Origin of the sequence: Phreatobacter sp., from assembly GCF_052440005.1 — a bacterium.
Lineage (GTDB): Bacteria > Pseudomonadota > Alphaproteobacteria > Rhizobiales > Phreatobacteraceae > Phreatobacter.
Window position 1 is genome coordinate 1 of the sequence record NZ_JBQVQL010000001.1, and the last position, 20,765, is coordinate 20,765.

General features: G+C 70.4%; 18 protein-coding genes. 11 read left to right on the forward strand and 7 right to left on the reverse strand.

The window, feature by feature from the left end; all coding sequences use genetic code 11:
- The coding region (locus tag ACT6XY_RS00005) for a glycosyltransferase family 2 protein (RefSeq protein ID WP_444746295.1) at positions 1–1,599 on the forward strand (1,599 nt) is incomplete at its 5' end.
- A gap of 105 nt (positions 1,600–1,704) precedes the next feature.
- Positions 1,705–2,139 carry a PaaI family thioesterase gene (locus ACT6XY_RS00010; protein WP_444746296.1) on the forward strand — a complete coding sequence of 145 codons (435 nt, stop codon included), beginning with the start codon at positions 1,705–1,707 and terminating at the stop codon, positions 2,137–2,139.
- 3 nt (positions 2,140–2,142) lie between these two features.
- Here ACT6XY_RS00010 and ACT6XY_RS00015 read toward each other — a convergent pair whose 3' ends face one another.
- Complete coding sequence (locus ACT6XY_RS00015; RefSeq protein ID WP_444746297.1) at positions 2,143–3,111, reverse strand: Hsp33 family molecular chaperone; 969 nt, start codon at positions 3,109–3,111, stop codon at positions 2,143–2,145.
- A gap of 320 nt (positions 3,112–3,431) precedes the next feature.
- On the opposite strand from ACT6XY_RS00015, the gene ACT6XY_RS00020 reads away from it, so the two are divergent.
- On the forward strand, positions 3,432–4,055 hold the full coding sequence (locus ACT6XY_RS00020; RefSeq protein ID WP_444746298.1) for a L,D-transpeptidase: 624 nt from the start codon (positions 3,432–3,434) through the stop codon (positions 4,053–4,055).
- Positions 4,056–4,227: 172 nt separating this feature from the next.
- A complete protein-coding gene (locus ACT6XY_RS00025) occupies positions 4,228–6,663 on the forward strand; it encodes an ATP-dependent helicase (protein WP_444746299.1) in 2,436 nt (811 codons plus the stop codon).
- A gap of 3 nt (positions 6,664–6,666) precedes the next feature.
- On the opposite strand, the gene ACT6XY_RS00030 is transcribed toward ACT6XY_RS00025, so the two are convergent.
- Positions 6,667–7,722, reverse strand: coding sequence for a methyl-accepting chemotaxis protein (locus ACT6XY_RS00030; protein WP_444746300.1), 1,056 nt, complete (start codon positions 7,720–7,722; stop codon positions 6,667–6,669).
- A 224-nt stretch (positions 7,723–7,946) separates the two neighbouring features.
- Here ACT6XY_RS00030 and ACT6XY_RS00035 point away from each other — a divergent pair, with 224 nt between their 5' ends.
- Positions 7,947–8,849 carry a 50S ribosomal protein L11 methyltransferase gene (locus ACT6XY_RS00035; RefSeq protein WP_444746301.1) on the forward strand — a complete coding sequence of 301 codons (903 nt, stop codon included), beginning with the start codon at positions 7,947–7,949 and terminating at the stop codon, positions 8,847–8,849.
- 12 nt (positions 8,850–8,861) lie between these two features.
- Here the strand turns inward: ACT6XY_RS00035 and ACT6XY_RS00040 are convergent, their stop codons facing one another.
- The gene (locus tag ACT6XY_RS00040) at positions 8,862–9,020 is read right to left on the reverse strand and encodes a hypothetical protein (protein ID WP_444746302.1); all 159 of its coding nucleotides are present in this window, start codon (positions 9,018–9,020) and stop codon (positions 8,862–8,864) included.
- 112 nt (positions 9,021–9,132) lie between these two features.
- Between ACT6XY_RS00040 and ACT6XY_RS00045 the strand changes: the two genes are divergently transcribed.
- Complete coding sequence (locus ACT6XY_RS00045) at positions 9,133–11,589, forward strand: penicillin acylase family protein (protein ID WP_444746303.1); 2,457 nt, start codon at positions 9,133–9,135, stop codon at positions 11,587–11,589.
- A gap of 98 nt (positions 11,590–11,687) precedes the next feature.
- A complete protein-coding gene (locus ACT6XY_RS00050; RefSeq protein ID WP_444746304.1) occupies positions 11,688–12,044 on the forward strand; it encodes a hypothetical protein in 357 nt (118 codons plus the stop codon).
- Here ACT6XY_RS00050 and gor read toward each other — a convergent pair.
- The gene (gene gor, locus ACT6XY_RS00055; protein ID WP_444746305.1) at positions 12,041–13,426 is read right to left on the reverse strand and encodes a glutathione-disulfide reductase; all 1,386 of its coding nucleotides are present in this window, start codon (positions 13,424–13,426) and stop codon (positions 12,041–12,043) included. The two genes, ACT6XY_RS00050 and gor, sit on opposite strands and share 4 nt — an antisense overlap.
- 195 nt (positions 13,427–13,621) lie before the next feature.
- Here gor and ACT6XY_RS00060 point away from each other — a divergent pair, with 195 nt between their 5' ends.
- From ACT6XY_RS00060 to ACT6XY_RS00070, 3 genes are read left to right on the forward strand one after another with little or no spacing between them, the layout of a single operon-like run.
- The gene (locus ACT6XY_RS00060) at positions 13,622–14,599 is read left to right on the forward strand and encodes a Bug family tripartite tricarboxylate transporter substrate binding protein (protein ID WP_444746306.1); all 978 of its coding nucleotides are present in this window, start codon (positions 13,622–13,624) and stop codon (positions 14,597–14,599) included.
- Positions 14,596–15,078: a tripartite tricarboxylate transporter TctB family protein gene (locus ACT6XY_RS00065; protein WP_444746307.1), complete on the forward strand. Its 483-nt coding sequence runs from the start codon at positions 14,596–14,598 to the stop codon at positions 15,076–15,078. Before ACT6XY_RS00060 ends, ACT6XY_RS00065 begins: the two co-directional genes overlap by 4 nt.
- 5 nt (positions 15,079–15,083) lie before the next feature.
- Positions 15,084–16,589, forward strand: a complete 1,506-nt coding sequence (locus ACT6XY_RS00070) for a tripartite tricarboxylate transporter permease (protein WP_444746308.1) — start codon at positions 15,084–15,086, stop codon at positions 16,587–16,589.
- Positions 16,590–16,668: 79 nt separating this feature from the next.
- Here ACT6XY_RS00070 and ACT6XY_RS00075 read toward each other — a convergent pair whose 3' ends face one another.
- Both ACT6XY_RS00075 and rpiA read right to left on the reverse strand, forming a co-directional pair.
- Positions 16,669–17,220 (reverse strand): DUF2059 domain-containing protein, encoded by a 552-nt coding sequence (locus ACT6XY_RS00075; protein ID WP_444746309.1) that lies wholly within the window; start codon positions 17,218–17,220, stop codon positions 16,669–16,671.
- Positions 17,221–17,275: 55 nt separating this feature from the next.
- Positions 17,276–17,977, reverse strand: coding sequence for a ribose-5-phosphate isomerase RpiA (rpiA, locus tag ACT6XY_RS00080; protein ID WP_444746310.1), 702 nt, complete (start codon positions 17,975–17,977; stop codon positions 17,276–17,278).
- A gap of 176 nt (positions 17,978–18,153) precedes the next feature.
- On the opposite strand from rpiA, the gene ACT6XY_RS00085 reads away from it, so the two are divergent.
- On the forward strand, positions 18,154–18,951 hold the full coding sequence (locus tag ACT6XY_RS00085) for a MipA/OmpV family protein (protein ID WP_444746311.1): 798 nt from the start codon (positions 18,154–18,156) through the stop codon (positions 18,949–18,951).
- A 6-nt stretch (positions 18,952–18,957) separates the two neighbouring features.
- Here the strand turns inward: ACT6XY_RS00085 and ACT6XY_RS00090 are convergent, their stop codons facing one another.
- Entirely contained in the window at positions 18,958–20,697 is a 1,740-nt protein-coding gene (locus ACT6XY_RS00090) for an NAD+ synthase (RefSeq protein ID WP_444746312.1), read from the reverse strand.
- Between the last annotated feature and the right edge of the window lie 68 nt (positions 20,698–20,765).

The following is a 20,765-nucleotide window of genomic DNA, read 5'->3' on the forward strand; positions in this document are numbered from 1 at the left end:
GTGCGGCACTGGGCGCGGGACGCCTGGGCCAAGGAGGCGACCTCGCTCCTGGCGACGCGGGCGCCGGAGCGGTCCGCCGCCGACCGGGACCGCATGCGCCGGACGGCGATCCTCGTGACGACGGTTCTGCTGCTCCTGTTCGGGGCGCTCGCTCTCGGCCCGTCCTGGCTGGCGCTGCTGGCCGGTGGCGGCGTAGGGCTTCTGGTCGCGGCCTGGGTGCTCATCCGCGTCAGCGCGGCGCTTGTCAGGCCACGCCGCCTGCCGCGGGTCCCGCTCAGCAAGGCAGAGCTGCCGCGCTACACGGTCCTCTGCGCCCTCTACCGCGAGGAGGCTGCGGCGGCGGGCCTGCTCGCGGCACTGGCCGCCCTCGACTATCCCCGCGCCCGTCTCGACATCAAACTGGTGCTGGAGGCGGACGATCCCCAGACCCTGGCCGCAGTGCGCCGCGCGCCGCCCGACCCGGCGGTGGAGGTCATCGTTGTGCCGAGGCTCGGCCCGCGCACCAAGCCGAAGGCGCTGATGATGGCGCTGCCCTTCGCGACGGGCGATCTCGTCGTCGTCTACGACGCCGAGGACAGGCCCGCTCGCGGCCAGTTGCGCGAGGCGGCCGAGACCTTCGCCGCGGCCGATGGCCGCCTCGGCTGCCTCCAGGCGCCCCTGACCATCGTCAACGCGAGGGCGAGCCTCCTCACGCGCTTCTTCGCCGCAGAGTACGACGCACTGTTCGGCGTGCTGCTGCCGGCCATGGCGCGGTTCGGCTGGCCGATCCCGCTCGGCGGAACGTCGAACCATTTCCGCCGCGAGGCTCTGGAGGAGAGCCTCGGCTGGGACCCCTACAACGTCACCGAGGACGCCGATCTCGGGTTCCGCCTTGCCCGCAACGGCTGGCGCGTCGGCACCATCTCCACCCCCACGGGCGAGGAGGCGCCGGCGAAGCCCGGCCCGTGGCTTCGCCAGCGCAGCCGCTGGTTCAAGGGCTGGATGCAGACCCTCGCCGTTCTCCTCCACAGCCCGCGACGCCTCGCGGCCGAACTCGGCTGGCCCGTCATCCTGGTGCTGGTGGCGACGCTCGCGGGGTCGCTCGGCTCCGCCCTGGTGCACCTGACCTGCCTCGTCGCGTTCCTCGTCGCCTGGCTGGTCGGCGGGCCCCCGTCGTGGCTCGGCCTCGGGGCGGCGGTGTTCGCCCTCGGCTATGCCGGCAGCCTCGCCTACAAGGCCACGGGGCTCGTGCGGGCGGGCCGGCCGGGCCTTCTGCCCTGGCTGCCTCTGCTGCCCTTCGTCTGGCTCTTCATGGGCCTTGCGGCACTGAAGGCGGTCGTCGATCTCTGGCGCCGGCCCTTCCATTGGGAGAAGACCCCGCACGGCACCGGGGACCCCTCGGCCGCTGCCGAGCGACCGGAGAGGCCGCCGCAGGCGCTGGAGCGGATCGTCGTCCTTTCGGAAGCCGCCCTCGCCACCGGGCGGCACAGCCCGCGCGAGGTCGCCGCCGCGTTGCGCCGCCAGTGCCTGCGCTGGAGCCGGGAAGGGACCTCGCCGGCCCTGCTCGCGGTCGTTGAAGCCTATGGCCGCGAGGTGGAGAGCCGCGGCCGCGCCCCCTGAGATCAGCCGATCGAGGGACGCCGGAATGCCCGCCGACGCCTTGTCACGGTCCGGTCTTTGAGGCGACAAGGGCGCCCTCGCAGGGATTGTCGAAGGAGACGGCGGATGAGCGAACTGGACCAGCCGGTCACGGTACGGCCCTCCGACCGCCACAGTGCCTTTCACCGCCTGATCGGCTGGGAGGTGGTGGAATGGACCGACGGGCGGGCGGTGATGACCTGCCCGGTGCGCGAGGAGTTCATGAACCGCGGCGGCGGACTCCACGGCGGGCTCGTCGCGACCCTGATGGATTCGGCCGGCGGCTATGCCGCGCTCGGCGGCCCGCCGAAGGACCCGGAGGCCGTCGACGGCCGCGGCGTGACCCTGTCTCTGACGGTCAACTATCTCGGCACGGCGCGGGACGGCGTGCTGACGGTCACCGCCACCCGGACGGGCGGCGGCCGCAGCGTCGCCTTCGTGTCGATCCGTGTCGAGGACGACAAGGGCACCATCATCGCCGACGGGGTCGGGACGTTCCGGCGGTTCTCCGGCGAGCGCTGAGGCCTACGCGGCCGGGTCGAACTCCGCCGGCGCGAAGCGATAGCTGGTCGAGCAGTACTCGCAGGTGACCGTGATGGCGCCGTCCTCGACCATGTCCCGCCGCTCCTCCGACGTGAAGCTCGAGACGATGCCGGAGATGCGCTCGCGCGAGCAGGTGCAGTGCTCCTTCACGTCCTGGGCCTCGAAGACGCGCACGCCTCGCTCGTGGAAGAGGCGGAACAGCAGCCGCTCCGGCGACAGCGTGCGGTCGACCAGTTCGTCGTCCTCGATGGTGTCCGTGAGGGCGCGCGCCTCGGCCCAGGCCTCGTGCGGCTCGGGGAGGATGGTGCCCTCCGGGGCGTCGCCGGGAGAGAGGTCGCGGTGGCCTTCGCCGCCGGCCTGCGGCAGGTGCTGGACCATCAGGCCGCCGGCCCGCCAGGCGTGACGCATGCCGTCGTCTCCCGCCACATATTCCTCCGCCGCAGCGAGGCGCACGCGGGTGTCGATCTGCTCGGACTGGCGGAAGTACTGGTCGGCCGCCTGTTCGAGGCCTTGCCCGTCAAGGGAGACGATGCCCTGGTAGCGCTGCATGTCGCCGCCCTGGTCGATGGTCATGACGAGCTGGCCCGTCCCGAGCAGGGCCGCGGGCTCGGCCCGTCCGGCGGCGATCGCCGCCTCCACCGCCTCGGCGTCATAGCGGGCGAGCGCCCGCACGCGGTCCGGCGTCGCGACGTCGACGACCACCATGCGGACGGGCCCGTCGGACTGGGTCTGCAGGATCAGCCGGCCGTCGAACTTCAGGCCTGAGCCGAGCAGCAGGGTGAGCGCGGTCGCCTCCGCCAGAACGCGGGCGACGGGCGCGGGATAGCCGTGGCGGTCGATCATGGTCGACACCGAGCGGCCGAGGCGGATGACGCGGCCGCGCAGATCGATCTCGTCGACCTGGAAGGGCACGACGATGTCGTCTGCACCGCCGGTGATATCAGGGATCATGGACATCGCGCCTATATGAAGTCTCGCGCGCGCAATTGCGAGAGGCGGGGCGGGAGATCTGGCCGGCATCGGCACGTTTCACTTTGCCGTGAGCAATGGGCCGCGGAAAGGTGAGCGGACTCAATCTCTTGGGATCATGATACCGTTGCGCCGCGGTCACACATGCGGCCGAAACGTGACTTTCTGTTGCACCGCGTCGGCCGCTGCCATTGCGTGGCGCGGCCCGATGACGCTCTATCGTTGCGCCCAAGTGCCGACGGTTTGAGCAGCCGGCCCGCGGTCACCCGCTACGTCCATTCCATCTCGCCAAGGTGCATTTCATGCGGCGCTTCCTGTCCATCCTCGCCACAGCGGTCGCGCTGGCCCTCTCGGGCGCCGCCGCTACTGCCCAGACGGTCAATTTCGGCCACGGCGACCAGATCATTTTCGATCCGGCCACCAACGCCCCCATGCGCATCGCGCCGCGCACCGACGGCGGGCCGCGCCCGGGCGCCGGCGTCTCCGCCATTCCGCGCGAAACCGTCGCCTTCACCGGCCGCTATGCGCCGGGCACCATCGTCATCAACACGCAGGAGCGCCGCCTGTATCTCGTCCAGGCCGGCGGCACCGCGATCCGCTACGGCGTCGGCGTCGGCCGCCCGGGCTTCTCCTGGGGCGGCAACCAGACGATCACCCGCAAGGCAGAGTGGCCGGATTGGCGCCCGCCGGCCCAGATGCTGCGTCGCCGTCCCGACCTGCCGCGCTTCATGGCCGGCGGCCCCGACAATCCTCTCGGCGCCCGCGCCCTCTATCTCGGCTCCTCGCTCTACCGTATCCACGGCTCCAACGAGCCGCACACGATCGGCACCGCCGTGTCCTCGGGCTGCTTCCGCCTGACCAACGACGACGTGACGGACCTCTACAGCCGGGTGCGGGTGGGTACGCGGGTCGTCGTCCTGCGCTGAGCGGGTCGACTTTGAGAGCTCTGTAGGGGCCGGCGGAAACGCCGGCTCTTTTGCTTTTGGTCGCGCCGGGAAGCATATCCCGCGACCTGGCGCACGCCTGTCCTCCTCGGGTTGGCTTTGTCGGCGCGAACCCCCATTTTGGGCGGGAACCGAATCGGAACATCCGAGGCCCATGACCGACCCCTCCGCCCCGCGCCAGCCCAGTCTCGCCGAGAGGGCCATGGCCGCGCGCGGCAACCAGGCGGCGGCCGGCTATCTCGCCGGCCTCAACCCCGAACAGCAGGCCGCCGTCGAAACGCTCGACGGGCCGGTGCTGGTGCTCGCCGGGGCCGGAACCGGCAAGACGCGGGTGCTGACCACCCGCATCGCCCATATCCTCAACCAGCGCCGGGCCTTCCCCTCCGAAATCCTCGCGGTGACCTTCACCAACAAGGCGGCGCGCGAGATGAAGGAGCGCATCGCCCATCTCGTCGGCGAGGCGGTGGAGGGCATGCCCTGGCTCGGCACCTTCCACGCGACCGGCGTCAAGATCCTGCGCCGTCATGCCGAACTCGCCGGCCTGAAGCCCGGCTTCACCATCCTGGACACCGACGACCAGATCCGCCTGCTGAAGCAGCTGATCCAGGCGGAGGACATCGACGAGAAGCGCTGGCCGGCCCGCGTCCTCGCCTCCGCCATCGACGGCTGGAAGAACCGCGCGCTGACCCCCGACAAGGTGCCGGCCGGGGAGGCCGCCGCCTATGCCAACGGGCTCGGCCTCAAGCTCTACGCCGACTACCAGGCGCGGCTGAAGGTGCTGAACGCGGTCGATTTCGGGGACCTGCTGCTGGAGGTCATCCGCCTGTTCCGCGAGAATGCGGGCGTGCTCGCGGAGTACCAGCGCAAGTTCAAGTTCATCCTCGTCGACGAGTACCAGGACACGAACGTCGCCCAGTATCTCTGGCTCCGCCTCCTCGCCCAGCGGCAGGAAGGACGGCCTCAGAACATCTGCTGCGTCGGCGACGACGACCAGTCGATCTATGGCTGGCGCGGCGCGGAGGTCGACAACATCCTGCGCTTCGACAAGGACTTTCCCGGCGCGACCGTCATCCGCCTCGAGCGTAACTACCGCTCGACGGGGCATATCCTCGCCGCCGCCGCCCATCTCATCGCCCATAACGAGGGGCGCCTCGGCAAGACGCTGTTCACCGACGGCGAGGACGGGGCGAAGCCGACGCTGACCTCGGTCTGGGACTCGGAGGAGGAGGCGCGCTCCATCGGCGAGGAGCTGGAGCAGCTGCAGCGCCAGGGCCACCTCCTGAACGAGGCGGCTATCCTCGTGCGCGCCTCGTTCCAGATGCGCGAGTTCGAGGACCGCTTCATCACCATCGGCCTGCCCTACCGGGTGATCGGCGGGCCTCGCTTCTACGAGCGGCTCGAGATCCGCGATGCGCTCGCCTACCTGCGCTGCGTCGCGCAGGCCTCGGACGACCTCGCCTTCGAGCGCATCGTCAACACGCCGAAGCGCGGCCTCGGCGATGCGACGCTGCAGCAGCTCCACGATCACGCGCGCGCGCAAGGTGTGCCGCTGATGCAGGCGGCCCGCGTGCTCACCGAGACGGAGGAGATGAAGCCGAAGGCGCGGCGGGCGCTGAAGGACCTCATCGACAATTTCGACCGCTGGGCCGGCCAGATCGAGGCCATGCCGCATGCAGAACTCGCCCAGCTCGTGCTGGACGAGAGCGGCTATACGGAGATGTGGCAGAAGGACAAGACGGCGGAGGGCGCCGGGCGCCTCGAGAACCTCAAGGAGCTGGTGCGCTCGATGGAGGAGTTCGAGAACCTCGCCGGCTTCCTCGAGCACATCGCGCTCGTCACCGAGGCGCGGGGCGAGGGCGAGACGGAGGATGCCGTCTCGATCATGACCCTGCATTCGGCCAAGGGGCTGGAATTCGAGACGGTGTTCCTGCCCGGCTGGGAGGAGGGACTGTTTCCCCACCAGCGCTCCCTCGACGAGAACGGCCGCGCCGGCCTCGAGGAGGAGCGGCGCCTCGCCTATGTCGGCATCACCCGGGCGCGGCGGCGCGCGAAGATCTATTTCGCCGGCAACAGGCGCATTCACGGCCTGTGGCAGTCGACGGTGCCGAGCCGGTTCGTCAACGACCTGCCGCCGGACCACGTGGAAATCTCCGAGGGGCTGGGGACCTCCGGCTACGGCGGCATGGGCCGCGGCGGCTTCGGCCAGAGCCGCTTCGACAAGGTCGAGAGCTTCTCCTCCACCTATTCAACCCCCGGCTGGCAGCGGGCGCAGGCGCAGAAGTCGCTCAACGATGCGCAGGCGCGCTTCACGGGTCGCACCGGCAGCCAGGCCTTCGGTTCGACCTACGCGGAGGGGCGCGGCGGCTTCCAGGGCCGGCTCACCGACCGCTCGGGGAGCGGGCGCACCATCGATGGCGAACTCGTCGCGAAGTCGACGGGCGAGCCCTCGCGCTACCAGCCCGGCGACCGGGTGTTCCACCTGAAGTTCGGCTATGGCGACGTGGTGTCGGCCGAGGGCAACAAGCTCACGGTGCAGTTCGACAAGGCCGGCGAGAAGAAGGTAGTGGACAGTTTCGTCCAGGCGGCGTGAGACCTAGCGCGCCTTCTGCTCGATGACGCCGTACCAGCCGAGGCCGGCATAGGTCTCGTAGCCCGGCGTCAGGTGGAAGGCGGTGGTGGTGCCGCCGCCATCGACGCTGAAACCGGCCTTCTGGCCCCCCGTGTCGAAGCGGATGGTCTCGCTGAGCACGCCGCGCCCGTCTGAACTCGCTATCACGCGCTTGCGGGCATCGACGAGCATGACGCGGCTGCGGCCCGCCTCTTCCTCCGAGAGGCGGACGCCCTGGACGATGGCGCGGGCCTGGGGCTCCCAGTCGAAATGGATGGCGAGGACGCCCAGCGGCATGCCGTGGGTGGCGCCGCCGGCGCGGACCGCCGTGGCATAGGTGGCAACCTCGGCGTCATGCAACAGGGGAGACCGCGTCACGTCCGCCACGGCATAGTCGTCACCCGTGGCGAGCCCCATGGATTTGGCGAACCAGGGCTCGTTGCGGGCCGATTGGCCTGCGACGGCGAACCGCTCCGGCCTGCCGTTCGCCACGACCCGGCCCTCGCGGTCGCACAGCCAGATGTCGAGATAGACGGTGTAGGCGCCGAGGATCACCCCGAGGCGGCGCGAGGCATAGGACGCCCGCTCGGCGGAAGGCTCCGTCAGAGCCTCCACCACGGCCGAGTCGGTCGCCCACCAGCGCACGTCGCAGGTGCGCTCGTAGAGATTGCGGTCCATGAGCTCGATGGCGTTGAGGGCGAGGTCGACGAGGCGCTGCCCCGCGGCCTGGCTGCTCATGGCCAGCGTCATACTCTCGAGGCCGTCCATCTGCCGGGAAAGCTCCGCGGAAAACTGCTGGGCGATGGCGCCGACCCGCGTGGAGATCTCGCGCACCTCGGCAGCCACAACCGAGAAGCCGCGGCCGTTCTCGCCGGCCCGCGCCGACTCGATCAGGGCATTGAGGGCGAGCATCCGCAGCCCGCCGGTGATCTTGTGGATCTCGTCGATCCTGGCACTGGTCGTGCCCTTCACGTCACGCGTGGCGGCGAGGATCGTGTCGAGGGAAGGCGCCGTGCCGGCAGCCGTTGCGAGAGCGGTCATCGATAGGTCTCCTGGCACGGAAGGTCGGCTATCGAAGTTAGCAATGCGTAAATTGACGCTACGTCATACCGCCGGCAACATATTGATACCACTGCGCTTTTTGAGTTGCATACAATTTGTGCAGGAAGTTTAGCTCAAAGATTACGTAACGGAAGATGTGTCGTATCAATTGTTGCATTCTGTGAGGTTGATGACATTGGCCCGGCGGGCAGGTATCACGCCCCATGCTCGAAGGACTGCACCCCGTGTCACCGACCCATCTCATGCGCCTCGAAACCTCTGAGCGTGCGGCTCGGAAGGTGGGTGACCTCATCGGCGAGATGTTCGATCCGGCCGAGACAGCTGTTGCCGCCTTCGAGGCGCCCGACGGCCAGATCTGGCTCGTTGAGGTGTTCTTTCGCGACGCCCCCGACGAGGAGCACGTGCGCTCTCTCGTGCGCGCCACCGCCGGCGATGCGGTGGCGGCCTGCGTCACCTTCCACGCCATCGAGTCCCGCGACTGGGTCCGCACCTCTCTCGACGGGCTGAAGCCCGTCCAGGCCGGTCGCTTCACCGTTTTCGGCTCGCATGACCGCGACAAGGTCGCGCCCAACGCCATCCCCATCGAGATCGAGGCTGCGCTGGCCTTCGGCACCGGCCATCACGGCACCACCCTCGGCTGTCTGCGCGCCATCGACCGGCTCGCCAAGGCCGGCCGCGCCTTCCGGCCGCTGGATGTCGGCACCGGCACGGGCGTGCTGGCCATCGCCGCCGGTCTGCGCCACCGCGTGCCGGTCCTCGCCTCCGACATCGACCGCGTGTCGGTGGTCGCGGCGCACGAGAACGCCGTGCTCAACAAGGCGCGTGGCTATGTGCAGGTGATCCACGCGGCAGGCCTCAAGGACGCCCGGTTTCGTCGCGGCGCGCCCTACGATCTCATCCTTGCCAACATCCTGCCGCGGCCGCTGGTCGGGCTGGCGACGGACCTCGTCCGCCTCGTCGCCCCCGGCGGCACGGTCGTGCTGTCGGGCATCATCCCGCCCCACGCCAATCTCGTCGTCTCCGCCTATCGCGACCGCGGCCTCAGACTGGTCATGCGCGAGACGATCGAGGGCTGGGTGACGCTGACCATGCGGCGGGGGCGCTGAGGGCCCGGGCCCTCAGGCTTTCTTCGTCCCCGCCGGCTTCTCGGCGACCGAGCGGTCCGAGCCGGCCTTTGAGGCTTCCGCGTCGCCCGGCCAGGGCTTTCCCGGATTCTGCAGCTCGAAAATTCGCCGCGCCGTCCGCGCGACGGCTGCCTCGTCGTCCTTGTCGGCCATGATGGTCTCCTCGCCCTGTCGTCGCGCGGGGGATGCCCGCTCCGCCGGTCCGGCAGCTTGCCCCGCCGCGGCGCCGGTGATCAACTCCGCCGCCGTCAATCGGGTCCGTCCCATGCGCATCGTCCGCCGCATCGTCAAATGGTTCACCGCCGCCGTCATGCTCGTCGTGGCCGCCGTGCTCGGAGTGGGCCTCTGGTACACCCGGGCAGTCGAGCCGCAGGTCTCCGGCGCCATCACGCTGCCCGGCTTCGAGAAGCCGGTTGAGATCGTCCGCGACTCCGAGGGCGTGCCGCACATCTTCGCCGCCAGCGAGCAGGACGCGACCGCCGCGCTCGGCTTCGTCCATGCGCAGGACCGGCTGTGGCAGATGGAGATGAACCGGCGGATCGCCAACGGCCGGCTCGCCGAGATCGTCGGGCCGCCGGGGCTGGAGACCGACCGTTTTCTGCGCACCATCGGCATCCGGCGCTCGGCCGAGGCGATTTTCGCCAATCTCGATGCCGAGACACGGGTCTCGCTCGCCGCCTATGCGCGCGGCGTCAACGCCTATCTGACGACGCGTAGCGGGCCGCTGCCGCCGGAGTTCCAGATGCTGCGCGCGCCCGCCCCCGAGCCCTGGTCGCCGGTCGATTCCATCGGCTGGTCGCTGATCATGGCGCTCGATCTCGGCGGCAACCTCAATGCCGAACTCACCCGCCTGCAGCTCGCCCAGCGTGGCCTCTCCATGCGGCAGATCGGCGAGTTCCTGCCGCCCTATCCCGGCGAGGCCCATCCGGACCTGCCGGACTACGGCGCGCTCTACCGCTCGCTCGGCGGCGAGACCCGCCGCGCCGCCGCGCTGATCCGGCCCTTCGAGCTCGGCATCGAGGGCGTGGGGTCCAACAACTGGGTGGTGTCGGGCGCGCGCTCCGAGACGGGGAAGCCGCTGCTCGCCAACGATCCGCATCTCGGCCTGTCGGCACCGGCTCTGTGGTATTTCGCGCGGCTGACGTCCCCGGCCGGCACCGTCATCGGCGCCACCATGCCGGCCGTGCCGAGCGTCGTCCTCGGCCGCAACGACCGGATCGCCTGGGGCTTCACCAATACCGGTCCGGACGTGCAGGACCTCTTCATCGAGCGCGTCGATCCGGCCGATCCGCTGCGCTACCAGACGCCGGAGGGCTGGGCCCGCTTCGACACCGCGCGCGAGGTCATCGCCGTGCGGGGCGCGCCGGACGAGGTGCTGACCGTCCGCATCTCGCGCCACGGTCCGGTGATCTCGGACGGAGCGTCCCGCGGGGCCACCGTCGGTGCGCCACAGGGCCATGCCCTCGCCCTGCAATGGACGGCGCTCAGCCCTGACAACCTCACCGTCCAGGCCTTCGCCCGGCTCAACAAGGCCCGCGACTGGCCGGAATTCCTCGCCGCGGCGCGCCAGTACGACGCGCCCCAGCAGAACATGGTCTATGCCGACGTCGACGGAAACATCGGCTTCGTCGCCGCCGGGCGCGTGCCGGTGCGCAAGGCGGAGAACGACCTGAAGGGCCTGTTCCCGGCGCCGGGATGGGACGCACGTTACGATTGGGCGGGGTTCATTCCCTTCGAGGAACTCCCGCAGGAGTTCAACCCCGCCCGCGGTTTCCGCATCACCGCCAACGAGAAGATCACGCCGGACGGCTATCCCCACCACATCACGTCGGAATGGGCGACGCCGCACCGTGCCGACCGCATCGCGGAACTGCTCGGCGCGCGCGAGCGGCATTCGCCGGCGAGCTTCCGGCAGATGCAGGCGGACCACCGCTCGGCGGCGGTGCGCGAGATCCTGCCGCTGCTCCTCGCCGCCCATCCGCGCGGCGAGGAAGAGCGCCGGCGGCAGACGCCGCAGCGGGTGCGCAAGGTCGTGGCGGCGCTCGCCGGCTTCGACGGCACCATGGCGGTGGAGCGGGCCGAGCCGCTGGTCGTCACCGCCTGGCTGCGCGAGCTGACCCGCCTCGTCTATGCCGACGAACTCGGGCCGAACCTCTTCCCCGTCCTGTGGGACCAGCGGCAGCAGTTCATGATGGCCGTGCTGGCGGACAAGAACGGACAGGGGGCCTGGTGCCGCGGCACGGAGGCGGCAGGCGAGCCCTCGACCTGCCCGGCGCTGGTGTCGCGGGCGCTCGACCTCGCGCTTGCCGATCTCGAGCGGCGCCATGGTGCGGACTGGCGCGCCTGGCGCTGGGGCACCGCGCACGACGCGCGCTCCGAGCATCGACCGTTCTCGCGGGTGCCGGCGCTCGCCGCGCTGTTCGACGTGCGGGTGCCGGTCCCCGGCGACACCTACACGGTGAACGTCAACCGCCACACGATCCGCAACGAGGCCGAACCCTTCGTCTCGCGCCACTCCGCCTCGCTCCGGGCGATCTACGACATGGCCGATCCGGAGCGCTCGCTGTTCATGCATTCCACGGGACAGTCGGGCCTGCCGACCTCGCGGCTCTACCGCAACCTCGCGGAGCGCTGGGCCGCGGTGGAGTTTCTGCCCATGCGCACGCGGCGCAGCGACATCGAGAAGGGCGCCATCGGCACGCTGACCATCACGCCGCGCTGAAGCGATCCCGGTACATTTGAAACGGAGGCGCGCCGCTGCCGAAACGCAGCTGAAGACCGGCAGGTCTAGAAGCGCTCATCGCCTGCCGGAGAACGACCATGACGCGCTTTGCATCGCATGCCCGCCGCACCGCCTTCGCCGCCGCCGTCTGCGCGCTGATGGCGGCCGCCAGCCCGGCCCTTGCCATCAATGCGGTCTGCGAGGTGCTGCCGACCTCGGACGGCTTCGCGGCGCTGCGGGCCGGCCCCTCGGCCGACGCGCGGATGATCGCCCGCATGAAGACCGGACATAGCGTCCACCTGCGCGCCCGCAACCAGGGCGAGGTGATCCGCTCCGGCCCGTGGACGCAGGTCATCTACTGGCCGAACGGCGAGCTCTTCACGCCGGGACAGCCGGAATTCCGTTCCGGCAAGATCGGCTGGGTCGCCCAGCGCCTCATCGGCGATTGCGGCTAGGCCGCCGCGGCACCCTTCGGATAGCGCGCGCTCGGCGTGCGCATGGTGACGAGCTCCTCGGCCGCCGTCGGGTGGACGGCCATGGTCGCGTCGAAATCGGCCTTGGTGGCGCCCATCTTCACCGCGATTCCGGCGAGCTGGATCATCTCGCCCGCGTCCGGTCCGCAGATGTGGACGCCGAGGACCTTGTCGGTCTCGCCGTCGACCACGAGCTTCATCAGCATGCGCGTGTCGCGGCCGGAGAGCGTGTGCTTCATCGGCCGGAAGGTCGCCTTGTAGATGTCGAGGGCGCAGCCCGACAGCCGCGCCTGCTCCTCCGACAGGCCGACCGTGCCGATCTCCGGCTCGGAGAAGACGGCAGTCGGGATGATGGCGTGGTCGGCCGTCCAGCGCTTGCCGCCGAACACCGTGTCGGCGAAGGCGTGGCCCTCGCGGATCGCCACCGGCGTCAGGTTCACCTGGTCGGTGACGTCGCCCACCGCATAGATCGAGGGCACGGAGGTGCGGCTCTCCGCATCGACGATGACCTCGCCGTCGGCGCCGAGCGCGACGCCGGCCTCCGCGAGCCCGAGGCCCGCGGTGTTGGCCTTGCGGCCGATCGCCATCAGCACCTGGTCGGCCTCGATCGGCGCATGGCCGTTCTTGAACGAGACCTCGATGCCGCCGGCGGTCTTCGTCAGGCCGGTGAAGACCTCGCCCATGACGAGGCGGATGCCCTTCTTCTGGTACTCGGCCGTCAGGTGGTCGCGCACGTCCTCGTCGAAGCCGCGCAGGATCTTGCCGCCGCGATAGACGAGGGTGACCTCCGAGCCGAGCCCGGCGAAGACGCCGGCGAACTCCACGGCGATGTAGCCGCCGCCGGCGATGACGATCCGCTTCGGCTGCTCGGGCAGGTGGAAGACCTCGTTGGAGGAGATGGCGAGCTCGCGGCCGGGCAGGGTGTCGTCCGTGGAGGGACGCCCGCCGGTCGCCACCAGGATGGTGCGGGCGGTGACGGTTCGGCCGTCAGCGAGGCGGACAGCGTTGGGTCCGGCGACGGTGGCACGCTGGGCGACGATCTCGACGCCCGCCTTGACGAGGTTGGCACCGTAGATGCCCTCGAGCCGACCGATTTCCTTGTCCTTGGCGGCGATGAAGGTCGGCCAGTCAAAGGTGGCCGGGCCCACCGTCCAGCCGAAGCCGGCGGCGTCCTCGAAATGCTCGTGATACTGCGAGGCGTAGACCATCAGCTTCTTCGGCACGCAGCCGCGGATGACGCAGGTGCCGCCCATCCGGTATTCCTCGGCCAGCATCACCTTGGCCCCATGGGTCGCGGCAATGCGCGCGGCACGCACGCCGCCCGAACCGCCACCGATCACGAAGAGGTCGACGTCGAAGGTCATGGCAAGTCCTCGGCTGGAAGCGGCACGGCGCGCGGATGCGTCGAGATGGGTTTCGGCTAGCGCTTATCACAGGCCCGACGGCACACAAATGCGCGAGCTGCGCCCGTGCCGGGCGGTGCGGGCATCCGCAGTCCTCGCTATGGCGGCGGGCCGGCGGCAATGCGAAAGTCCGGACAACGTCTCGGGAGGACGACCATGACATCACTGACCCGGCGCGAGGCCGTCGCCCTCGGGACCGCCATCCTCACTGTTGCCGCCACCGGATCGGCCCGCGCGCAGGCACCCGGCGAGGTGAAGATCATGGCGCCGGCAGCCCCCGGCGGCGGCTGGGACCAGACTGCCCGTGTCATGCAGGGCGTCCTGACCTCGGAGCGCATCGTCCGCTCCGCCCAGGTGACCAATGTGGCCGGCGCCGGCGGGACCATCGGCATCGCCCAGTTCGTCAACGGCGCTCGCGCCGATCCGACGGCGCTGATGGTCTCGGGCTTCGTGATGGTAGGCGCCATCCTGATGAACAAGGCGCCGGTGACGCTGGACGCCGTCACGCCCATCGCCCGGCTCACCGGCGAGTGGCAGGCGCTGGTGGTGGCGCAGAACTCGCCGATCAAGTCGGTGCAGGACCTCGCCGCCGCCCTCAAGGCGGACGTGGGCAAGGTCAGCTGGGGCGGCGGGTCGGCGGGCGGCGTCGACCACATCACCGCGGCGATGTTCGCCGGTCTCGCCGGCGCGGACGGCTCGAAGGTGAACTACATCGCCCATTCCGGCGGGGGGGAGGCGCTGGCCGCCATCCTCTCGGGGCGCGTGACCGTAGGGGTCGGCGGCGGCAGCGAGTTCGAGCAGCACGTCAAGGGCCGCCGCATGCGCTGGATCGGCCTGACCGCGCCGAAGGGCACCGCGGGCCTCGCCGGGCCGACACTTGCCGAACAGGGTTTCGCGCTCGAGCTGCAGAACTGGCGCGGGGTCTTCGCCGGGCCCGGCATCAGCGCCGCGCAGCGGGCGGGCCTCGCGGAGGTGGTGGAGAAGATGGCGAAGTCCAAGGCCTGGGCCGACCAGCTCGCCGCCAAGGGCTGGCAGGACACCTATCTCGCCGGAGAGGCCTTCGAGGGCTTCCTGAAGGAGGAGATCGCGCGGGTCGCCGGCGTGCTGCGCCAGCTCGGCCTCGTCGCTGCATGATCCCGGAGGACCGGTCCCCTGCTGCCGCCGCCGACCGGCCGGTCGTCGCCGTCGGCCTCGGCCTGATCGCCGTGGCAGCGGTGGTCGTCTGGCAGTCCTGGGCCCTGCGCGCCAGCTTCGGCAACCAGACCCTCGGGCCGCAGATGATGCCTTTCCTCGTCGGAGGCCTCCTGCTGCTCTTCGGCGTGCTGACGATCCTTGCCGGGCTTCGCGGCGCGGCGCCGCCGCGCGAGGAGGCGGACTGGACGGCGGTCGCCTGGATCGCCGGGGGACTGGCGGTGATGATCCTGCTGATCCGCACCGCCGGGTTCGTCCCCGCCTGCGCCGTCCTCTTCGCAGCGACCGCCCGGGCCTTCGGCTCGCGCCGCCCGGCCGTCGACCTCGCCATCGGCGCGGCCATGGGCCTCGTCGTCTACCTCTTCTTCGTGCGCCTCCTCGGCCTCACCCTGCCCTCGGGCCTCACCGAAAGCTGGATCTGACCGGCATGGAAACCCTGGGCCTCCTCGGCAACGGCCTCGCCATCGCCGTTCAGCCGATGAACCTCCTCTTCGCGCTGATCGGGGTCATCCTCGGCACGGCCGTGGGCGTGCTGCCGGGCATCGGCCCGGCCATGACGGTGGCGCTGCTACTGCCGATCACCTTCAAGATGGACCCGGCGGGCTCGCTCATCATGTTCGCCGGCATCTACTACGGCGGCATGTATGGCGGGTCGACCACCTCCATCCTGCTCAACACGCCCGGGGAAAGCGCCTCGATCGTCACGGCGCTGGAGGGCAACAAGATGGCGAAGGCCGGCCGCGGCGGCCCGGCGCTTGCCACTGCCGCCATCGGCTCCTTCGTGGCGGGGACGATCGCGACCGCCCTCCTCACCGTCTTCGCGCCCTATCTCGCCGAGATCGCCATCGCCTTCGGTCCGGAGGACTATTTCGCGCTGATGCTGGTGGCCTTCGTCACGGTCTCGGCGACCTTCGGCTCGTCGCGCCTCAGGGGCCTGACGTCGCTTGCCATCGGCCTCGCGCTCGGCCTCGTCGGCATCGATAAGCTGACGGGCCAGGCACGGCTCGCCTTCGGCATTCCCGACCTCCTGGACGGGCTCGAGGTCACTACCGTGGCGGTCGCCATGTTCGCCGTCGGCGAGGCCATGGCGGTCGCATCGCAGAAGGGGGCGGCGGCGCAGGGCCATGTCGAGGCGATCCGCGGATCGCTGTGGATGACGAAGGAAGACTGGAAGCGCTCGTGGATGCCCTGGCTGCGCGGCACCGCCTTCGGCTTTCCCATCGGCGCCCTGCCGGCCGGCGGGGCGGAGGTGCCGACCTTCCTGTCCTATGCGACGGAGAAGCGGCTGTCGAAGCACCCGGAGGAGTTCGGCCACGGCGCGATCGAGGGCGTGGCCGGACCGGAAGCGGCCAACAACGCCTCGGCGGCGGGCACGCTCGTGCCCTTGCTCACCCTCGGCATCCCCACGTCGGCGACCGCGGCGATCATGCTGGCGGGGTTCCAGCAGTATAATCTCCAGCCGGGGCCGCTGCTCTTCGTCACTTCGGCCGACGTGGTGTGGGGGCTGATCGCCTCGCTGTTCATCGCCAACGCCATGCTGATCGTGCTCAACCTGCCCCTCGTCGGCCTGTGGGTCAGGCTCCTCTCGATCCCCAGGCCCTGGCTCTATGGCGGCATCCTGGTCTTCGCCGCGGTGGGCGTTCTGGCCGCCAAGGGCTCGCCCGTCGAACTGACGCTGGTGCTGGTCCTGGGCCTCCTCGCCTTCGGCATGCGGCGGTTCGACTATCCCATCGCGCCCGTGGTGGTGGGGATGATCCTCGGGCCCATGGCGGAGACGCAGCTCCGGCGCGCGCTGCAGATCGCGGGTGGCGACCCGATGGTGCTGCTGCAGAGCCCGATCTCGGCCGGGCTCATCGCGGTGGCCGTCCTTGCTCTGCTCGGGCCGATGCTCTGGTCCCGCCTCGGCTGGCGCATGAAGGCCGACGAGGACTGAACACCGGCCCCAACGAAAAACGCGCCGGCCGGAGCCGACGCGTTTCGCATGACGAGGGGCCTGAAGTAGGCCCGACCGCTCAGAGACGGATGCCGCGCTTGGCGAACTCCTCGCGGAAGCGGGCGACGATGTCGCGGGTGACGATCTGGCTCCACTGCTGCGAGCGGCCGAAGGTCTCCTCCATGATGGAGGGGATGGTGCGCACCAGCTTCTGGCCATCGGCCGACTGGTAGAAGGCCTGGATGCGGCGGAGCTCGTCCACCGTGAAGCGCTGGGCGTAGGCGATGGCGATGCCCTGGATCAGCTCGTTGACGCGCGGCTGGAACTCCGCCTTCAGCTGGTCGCCGACCTCGTTGAACTGGCGGCCGAGATCGGGATTGGTCGGCAGGAAGAGCGACTTCGCCTGCTCGACGAAGGCGGGAATGACGTTCTCGAAGGAGGACGAGGCACCCGACAGCTCGACGACCTGGCGGGCGAGGGCGACGTGATCGGCCGGCGGCATGGGGGCCGCGGCGGGCGCCTGCGGGGCTGCCTGGGCGAGGGGTGCCGGCGGCCGCTGGGTCTGCGCCGTGGCGGCGGTGGCGATCAGGGCGCTGGCCGCGAGGGCTGCTGCAAACGAACGGGCGAACATCGGGATCACTCCTCGGGAAGTCTTGGGGCCGCGCCTGAGGGAGGCGGCTCGCTTGTCAGACACGTCCTACGACCTCTGCGCCGCCAGGGGAAGCGATGATCGCGAGAGACGCCAGACCAATGAACAGGCCGTGCTCGACCACACCGGGCACGGAGTGAAGGCGGGAGCCGAGCAGCGGGGGATCGGGGATCCGCGCGCAGGCCGCATCGAGGATCATGTGACCGCCGTCCGTGACGAAAACATGGCCGTCGGCCTTCCGCCGCAGCGTGAGCGGGGCGGGGCAGCCCGAGGCCTCGAGCACCCGGGCAATGGCGCGCTCGGTGGCGCCGAGGCCGAAGGCGTTGACTTCGATGGGCAGGGGAAAGCGTCCCAGCGCCTCGACGCGCTTGGAGGCGTCGGCGATGACGATCATCCGCCCGGAGGCCGCCGCGACGATCTTCTCGCGCAGCAGCGCCCCGCCGCCGCCCTTGATCAGGTTCAGGGCCGGGTCGATCTCGTCGGCGCCGTCGATGGTGATGTCGAGTTCTGGCGTCTCGTCCAGGGTCGTCAGCGGCACGCCGAGCCGCTCGGCCTGGGCGCGGGTGACCTCGGAGGTCGGCACGCCGACGACCTTCAGTCCCTCCCGCACGCGCTCGGCCAGGAGGTCGACGAAATGCTTCGCCGTGGAGCCGGTGCCGAGGCCGAGGCGCATGCCGTCCTTGACATAGGTCAGGGCCCGGGCGGCGGCGTCACGCTTGAGGGCTTCGGGATCGGTCATGGCGAAAGGCCTCGATGGGGTCTTGCGAGAGGTCGCAGTAGCCCGCCGACGCAGCGAGGTCCAGCCTCCGCGGCGTGCGGGCGCAGGATCCAATGAACGGGGGTGGCCGTACAGGGCTTCCCGTTAACCTCACTCACCTACCTTCGGTTCACCCTCTTCAAGCGTACCCCAGGTCCATGCTGTCCCGCATTCTCACCGCTTCGCTGTCCCTCGGCCTGGCCACTCTTCCTGCCGCATCCCAGAGCCTGCCCGAAGCCGCGCGCGGCTGGACGGTCACGCTCGGCGGCACCGTCACCGCGGTCCCCCTGTGGATGGGGTCGAGCCGGCTCGGGCCGATGATCATGCCACGCCTGTCGCTGAGGGCCCCCGGTGCGCCGGAGCGCTTCTCCTCCTTCGACGACGGCATCGCGCCCGCCATCGTCGATCTCGGATGGCTGCGCCTCGGGCCGAACGCCAGCCTGGTGGGGGCGCGGCGCGCGAGCGACGACGCAAGACTCGCCGGGCTCGCCGAGGTCGGCTTCACGGTGGAGGCCGGCGCCTTCGCCGAACTTTTCCCCGTCGAGTGGCTGCGGCTCCGGGCGGCGGTGCGGCACGGCATCGGCGGCCACGCCGCCCTCGTCGGCAATGCGGGGGCCGACGTCATCTGGCGGCCGGCGCCGCGCTGGACCGTCTCGGCGGGGCCGCGCACCTTCTTCGGCAGCGACGGCTATGCCTCGCGTTACTTCTCGGTGTCGGCCGCCGAAAGCCTCGCCTCCGGCCTTGGCCCCTACCAGGCGCGCGGCGGGCTGATGAAGTACGGCGCGGTGGCGCAGGTGTCCTACCGCTTCGACGCAGGCTGGACCGTCACCGGCTTCGCCGCCTACGACCGGCTCGCGGGCAGTGCCGCTGCCGCCCCGCTGGTCACCCAGCGCGGCAGCGCCAACCAGGTGACGGTCGGCTCGAGCTTGACCTATTCCTTCACGCTGGGGCAGTAGCGGGCTTCAGAAGTCCACCACGTCCAGCTTCGGCATGGCAGTGGGGTTCAGCACGGCCATGTCCGGGGCCGGCACGGGCTCGCCGGAATCGCGGAAGCGGTTGACGATCGGATAGCGCCGGTCGCGGCCGAAATTGCGCGCCGTCACCTTCACGCCGGGGGCAGCCTGGCGGCGCTTGTATTCGGCGATGTTCAGGAGCCGCTCGACCTTTTTGACGGTCTCGGCCTCGAAGCCCTCCGCGACGATCGAGGCGACGGAGGCCTCGCGCTCCACCAGCCGCTCCAGGATGGCATCAAGGACGTCGTAGGGCGGCAGCGAGTCCTGATCCTTCTGGTTCTCGCGCAACTCGGCGGTGGGCGGCTTGACGATGATGTTGACCGGGATCACCTCGCCGTCGGGGCCGAGCGCGCCTGCCGGCTTCCAGCGGTTGCGCAGGGCGGAGAGGCGGAAGACCTCGGACTTGTAGAGGTCCTTCACCGGATTGTAGCCGCCGTTCATGTCGCCGTAGATGGTGGCATAGCCCACCGACATCTCGCTCTTGTTGCCGGTGGTCACCACCATGGCGCCGAACTTGTTGGAGATGGACATGAGGATGGTGCCGCGGGCGCGGCTCTGCAGGTTCTCTTCCGTGATGTCGCGGCTCGTGCCCTGGAACAGCGGGGCGAGCGTCGCCTCCAGCCCCTCGACCGCCGCGGCGATCGACACCACGTCGTAGCGCACGCCGAGGGCTTTGGCGCAGTCGAAGGCGTCCTTCAGCGAATCCGCCGCCGTGTAGCGGTAGGGCAGCATGACGCAATGGACGCGGTCGGGCCCCAGGGCATCGACGGCCATGGCGGCGCAGATGGCCGAGTCGATACCGCCGGAGAGGCCGAGCACCACGCCGGGGAAGCGGTTCTTCTCGACATAGTCGCGCAGGCCAAGGACGCAGGCGGCGTAATTGGCCTCGTCGCCGGTGTCGTGCCCGTGGATCGGGCCGGAAAAGCGCCAGGTGCCCCCCTCGCGCGTGGCGCGGACGAGCGCGACGGTCTCGGCGAAGGCGGGAAGCTGCATGGCGAGCGACCGGTCGGCGTTGACGGCGAGCGAGGCGCCGTCGAAGACCAGTTCGTCCTGGCCGCCGACCTGGTTGACGTAGAGCAGGGGCAGGCCGCTCTCGCCGATGCGCGCGACGATGGTGCTCATGCGCTCGTCGTAGACGCTCTCGCGATAGGGCGAGCCGTTGGGCACGATCAGCATCTCGGCGCCGGTCTCCGAGAGCGTCTCGACCACCTCCTCGCCCCAGATGTCCTCGCAGATGGGCACGCCGATGCGCACGCCGCGGACGTTGACCGGGCCGGGGAGGGGGCCCGGCGCGAAGACGCGCTTCTCGTCGAAGACCGAGTAGTTCGGCAGGTCGACCTTGAAGCGGATCGCCTGGATGAGACCGGCATCGGCATGAACGAGGGCGTTGTAGACCCTGCCGCCCTCGGCCCAGGGCGTGGTGACGAGGACGGCGGGACCGCCGTCGGCAGTGTCGCGCGCCAAGGCCTCGGTCGCCTGGCGGCAGGCGGCCTGGAAGGCCGGCTTCAGCACCAGGTCCTCGGGCGGGTAGCCGGAGATGAAGAGTTCCGAGAAGACGAGGAGGTCGGCGCCCGCCGCCGCCGCGTCGGCGCGCGCCGCCCGCGCCTTGGCGAGATTGCCCGTGACGTCCCCCATGACGGGGTTGAGCTGGGCCACGGCGATGAGCAGCGAGGAGGGCGTCTGGGTCATGAGGGAGATGTAACGCGCGGGCGGCGCGTTCTCAATGCGTCGGCGGCAGGGCCGGCCGGCGCGAGGCG

What these genes read in the sequence shown, in the direction of transcription:
- ACT6XY_RS00010 (WP_444746296.1), top strand. Translation starts at nt 1,705, where the DNA reads ATGAGCGAACTGGACCAGCCGGTCACGGTACGGCCCTCCGACCGCCAC.
- ACT6XY_RS00015 (WP_444746297.1), bottom strand. Translation starts at nt 3,111, where the DNA reads ATGATCCCTGATATCACCGGCGGTGCAGACGACATCGTCGTGCCCTTC.
- ACT6XY_RS00020 (WP_444746298.1), top strand. Translation starts at nt 3,432, where the DNA reads ATGCGGCGCTTCCTGTCCATCCTCGCCACAGCGGTCGCGCTGGCCCTC.
- ACT6XY_RS00025 (WP_444746299.1), top strand. Translation starts at nt 4,228, where the DNA reads ATGACCGACCCCTCCGCCCCGCGCCAGCCCAGTCTCGCCGAGAGGGCC.
- ACT6XY_RS00030 (WP_444746300.1), bottom strand. Translation starts at nt 7,722, where the DNA reads ATGACCGCTCTCGCAACGGCTGCCGGCACGGCGCCTTCCCTCGACACG.
- ACT6XY_RS00035 (WP_444746301.1), top strand. Translation starts at nt 7,947, where the DNA reads ATGCTCGAAGGACTGCACCCCGTGTCACCGACCCATCTCATGCGCCTC.
- ACT6XY_RS00040 (WP_444746302.1), bottom strand. Translation starts at nt 9,020, where the DNA reads ATGGCCGACAAGGACGACGAGGCAGCCGTCGCGCGGACGGCGCGGCGA.
- ACT6XY_RS00045 (WP_444746303.1), top strand. Translation starts at nt 9,133, where the DNA reads ATGCGCATCGTCCGCCGCATCGTCAAATGGTTCACCGCCGCCGTCATG.
- ACT6XY_RS00050 (WP_444746304.1), top strand. Translation starts at nt 11,688, where the DNA reads ATGACGCGCTTTGCATCGCATGCCCGCCGCACCGCCTTCGCCGCCGCC.
- gor (WP_444746305.1), bottom strand. Translation starts at nt 13,426, where the DNA reads ATGACCTTCGACGTCGACCTCTTCGTGATCGGTGGCGGTTCGGGCGGC.
- ACT6XY_RS00060 (WP_444746306.1), top strand. Translation starts at nt 13,622, where the DNA reads ATGACATCACTGACCCGGCGCGAGGCCGTCGCCCTCGGGACCGCCATC.
- ACT6XY_RS00065 (WP_444746307.1), top strand. Translation starts at nt 14,596, where the DNA reads ATGATCCCGGAGGACCGGTCCCCTGCTGCCGCCGCCGACCGGCCGGTC.
- ACT6XY_RS00070 (WP_444746308.1), top strand. Translation starts at nt 15,084, where the DNA reads ATGGAAACCCTGGGCCTCCTCGGCAACGGCCTCGCCATCGCCGTTCAG.
- ACT6XY_RS00075 (WP_444746309.1), bottom strand. Translation starts at nt 17,220, where the DNA reads ATGTTCGCCCGTTCGTTTGCAGCAGCCCTCGCGGCCAGCGCCCTGATC.
- rpiA (WP_444746310.1), bottom strand. Translation starts at nt 17,977, where the DNA reads ATGACCGATCCCGAAGCCCTCAAGCGTGACGCCGCCGCCCGGGCCCTG.
- ACT6XY_RS00085 (WP_444746311.1), top strand. Translation starts at nt 18,154, where the DNA reads ATGCTGTCCCGCATTCTCACCGCTTCGCTGTCCCTCGGCCTGGCCACT.
- ACT6XY_RS00090 (WP_444746312.1), bottom strand. Translation starts at nt 20,697, where the DNA reads ATGACCCAGACGCCCTCCTCGCTGCTCATCGCCGTGGCCCAGCTCAAC.